Source organism: Falsiroseomonas oryzae, from assembly GCF_027856955.1.
GTDB lineage: Bacteria > Pseudomonadota > Alphaproteobacteria > Acetobacterales > Acetobacteraceae > Falsiroseomonas > Falsiroseomonas oryzae.
Genome location: NZ_JAPSMD010000553.1, coordinates 1 through 2,982, shown reverse-complemented (window position 1 = coordinate 2,982; position 2,982 = coordinate 1). Strand labels below are relative to the sequence as shown.

Below are 2,982 nucleotides of genomic sequence, written 5' to 3'. Positions count from 1 at the left end.
CTGCGCGGCCGGCAGACCCTCCGGCCCGCGCGTCAGGCAGCCCGCGCCGCCGGCAGCGCCGGATAGTCCGTGTAGCCGCGAGCGTCGCCGCCGTAGAAGGTCGCGCGGTCCGGCGTGGCCAGCGCCGCGCCGCGGCGCAGCCGCTCCGGCAGGTCCGGGTTGGCGATGAAGGCGGAGCCGAAGGAGATCGCCTGCGCCCGGCCGGCCGCGAGCTCGCCCTCCGCCCGCGCGCGGTCATAGCCACCGTTCAGGATCAGCTTCTTGCCCGAAAGCCTTGCGGCCAGCGCCGGTACGTCGAAGCCGGGATCCGTGCCGAACAGGTGCAGATAGGCGAAGTCCCGCCTGCCGAGTTCGGCGAAGAGTTCCGTGTAGGTCTCCTCCAGCGCCGGGTCGGCGATGTCGTTGAACGGGTTGCCGGGCGAGACGCGCAGGCCCACGCGCCCGGCGCCGATGGCGGCGATCGAGGCATCGAGCACCGCAAGCAGGAAGCGCGCGCGGTTCGCCGCGCTGCCGCCCCAGCGGTCGGTGCGCCCGTTGGCGCTGGGCGCGAGGAACTGGTTCGGCAGGTAGCCGTTCGCGCCATGCACCTCGATGCCGTCCAGGCCGGCCGCCACGGCGTTGCGCGCGGCCTGCGCATAGCCTTCGATGGTCGCCTCGATCTCCGCCTCGGTCAGCGCGTGCGGCACCGGATGGTCCTGCGGCCCGGCTGCGGTGAACATCTGGCCGGAGGCGGCGATGGCGGACGGGCCCACCACCCGGGCGCCGTCCATGTTGTCCGGATGCGCGATGCGACCGGTGTGCATGATCTGCGCGACGATGCGCCCGCCCCGCGCGTGCACCGCCTTCGCCACGCCGCGCCAGCCCTCGATCTGGGCCGGGCTGTAGAGGCCGGGGATGTGGGTGTAGCCACGGCCCTCCGGCGTGGGGGAGGTGCCTTCTGTGATGATCAGCCCGGCGCTGGCGCGCTGGGCGTAGTATTCCGCATTCAGCGCGGTCGGCACGCCCTGCGGCGCGCGGCTACGCGTCATCGGCGCCATCACCACGCGATTGGCAAGCGGTATGTCGCCGAGGCGGGTGGGGGTGAAGAGGGGCGAGGCATCGGCCATAGATCGGCGTCCTTCTGCATCGGGGCGCGCGAGAGGCGTGCCCGTTCGGTGGTGAAGGTGGGCCGGGCCGGGTGGACGGCCACCGCGCCTGCGGCGATGACCGCAATTCAGGGAAATGATGGCGTTCCGAAGCCGAGGGCGCCGCGGCGCGTTGGGACGGGATGCAGGATCCTCTCGATGCGCTCGTGGTGGGCGGCGGGCCCGCCGGGCTGACCGCGGCGCTCTACCTCGCCCGCTTCCGCCGGCGCGTCATGGTGGCCGATGCCGGCCAGCCGCGCGCCGCCTGGATCCCGGCCAGCCACAACATCCCCTTCTTCGCCGACGGCATTCCTGGCCCCGAGATCCTGGCCCGCCAGCGCGAGCACCTTTCGCGCTACCGGGTGCCGGTCATCGGCCGCATCGTCGCGCTGGCCCGGCAGGGCAGGGGCTTCGTCGCGACGCCGGAGGCCGGCCCGCCGATCCGCGCGCGCCACGTCCTGCTGGCCACCGGTGCGGTGGATGTCGAACCCGACCTGCCGGACCTGCCGGACGCCGTCCGTCGCGGTCTGGTCCGCTACTGCCCGGTCTGCGACGGCTTCGAGAGCCGCGACCGGCGCATCGCCGTGATCGGCCACGGCGCGCAGGGTGCCGCCGAGGCCCTCTTCCTCGCGCGCAGCTACGCCGAGGACGTGACGCTGCTCACCCTCGGCCGCCCGATGGAGATGGACGACGCGATGCGCGCGCGCCTGGCACGCCACCGCGTGCGCGTGGTGGAGCGGCCGGTGGTCGGCCTGGATGAGCGGGACGGACGCATCTCCGCCCTGCGCCTTGATGGCGAGGAGCTGCGCTTCGACATCCTCTATTCCGCGCTCGGCCTGCGCTACCGCACGCAACTGGCCGAGGCGCTCGGCGCCGACCGCGACGCCAAGGGCGCGCTGCGCGTGGATGAGGGCATGCAGACCAGCGTGCCCTGTCTCTATGCCGCCGGCGACGTCGTGGCCGGACTCGACCAGATCGTCGTCGGGATGGGCCATGCCGCCATCGCGGCGACGCGCATCCACAACGCCTGCGCACCGCGGACCGGGGAGGAAGGGTAGTTCGGGCCATCCGGTTCGCGTCGGCATCTACCGTGAATTGTTTTGCCGCGGCGCGAAACTTCGCCGCTCCCCGTGCGCTCCACCCCTGACACCGCCGTGATGCGCCTGTCCCGCGGCACGCCGTGCCGTGCGACGCGCGCGATAGGCCACATGCCCCAGGCGGGGCGTATTCAAGGGGATTGATTGATGACGCTACGCACCATGATGCAGGCCGGGCCTGCCCGCGCCAATGAGCTGTTCGCGCGGCTTGCCGAGACCTCCGACGGCGCCGTGAAGACGCGCGAGCGGCTGTTCGCCGAGCTCAAGGCCGAGCTCGAACTCCATGCGAGCCTGGAGGAGCAGCACCTGTTCCCCGTGCTGCGCCGGAACCAGGAGACCAAGGAGCTCGTCGCGGATGCGATCCGCGACAACCGGGAGCTGCGCGCCACGCTCGGCGAGCTGGACGGGCTGCCGAAGAACGACGAGTCCTTCCTGCAGCGGCTGAAGGACCTGCAGAAGACCTTCCGCCAGCATGCCCGGGACGAGAAGACCGAGATCCTGCCGGCCGTGCAGCGGGCTTTGAGCGAGGAGCAGGTGCAGGAAGTGGCTGGCAGGATGGAGGCCGGCCGCGCCGAGGCTGAGCAGGCGAGGCAGGACGAGGCCGAGGAGCGCCGCGCACAGGCGCGCCAGGAGCGCGAGCAGGCCGAGGAGCAGGATCGCCAGGCGCGCGAGCAGGCCGCCGCCGAGGCCCGCGCGGCCGAGGCCGTCCGCCAGGAAGCGGACGCCGTCCGCCAGGAGGCCGAGGCCGCCAGGCGCCGCAC

3 protein-coding genes are annotated in these 2,982 nt (G+C 72.9%); 2 read left to right on the top strand and 1 reads right to left on the bottom strand.

Annotation, left to right across the window (positions count from 1 at the left end):
• Positions 1 to 32: 32 nt before the first annotated feature.
• Positions 33 to 1,106 carry an alkene reductase gene (locus OZN99_RS28725; protein ID WP_270938640.1) on the bottom strand — a complete coding sequence of 358 codons (1,074 nt, stop codon included), beginning with the start codon at positions 1,104 to 1,106 and terminating at the stop codon, positions 33 to 35.
• 161 nt (positions 1,107 to 1,267) lie between these two features.
• Between OZN99_RS28725 and OZN99_RS28720 the strand changes: the two genes are divergently transcribed.
• Together OZN99_RS28720 and OZN99_RS28715 are read left to right on the top strand one after the other, a co-directional pair.
• Positions 1,268 to 2,182: an NAD(P)/FAD-dependent oxidoreductase gene (locus OZN99_RS28720; RefSeq protein WP_270938639.1), complete on the top strand. Its 915-nt coding sequence runs from the start codon at positions 1,268 to 1,270 to the stop codon at positions 2,180 to 2,182.
• 186 nt (positions 2,183 to 2,368) lie between these two features.
• Positions 2,369 to 2,982: hemerythrin domain-containing protein (locus OZN99_RS28715; protein WP_270938638.1), on the top strand; the 614-nt coding region annotated here is incomplete at its 3' end.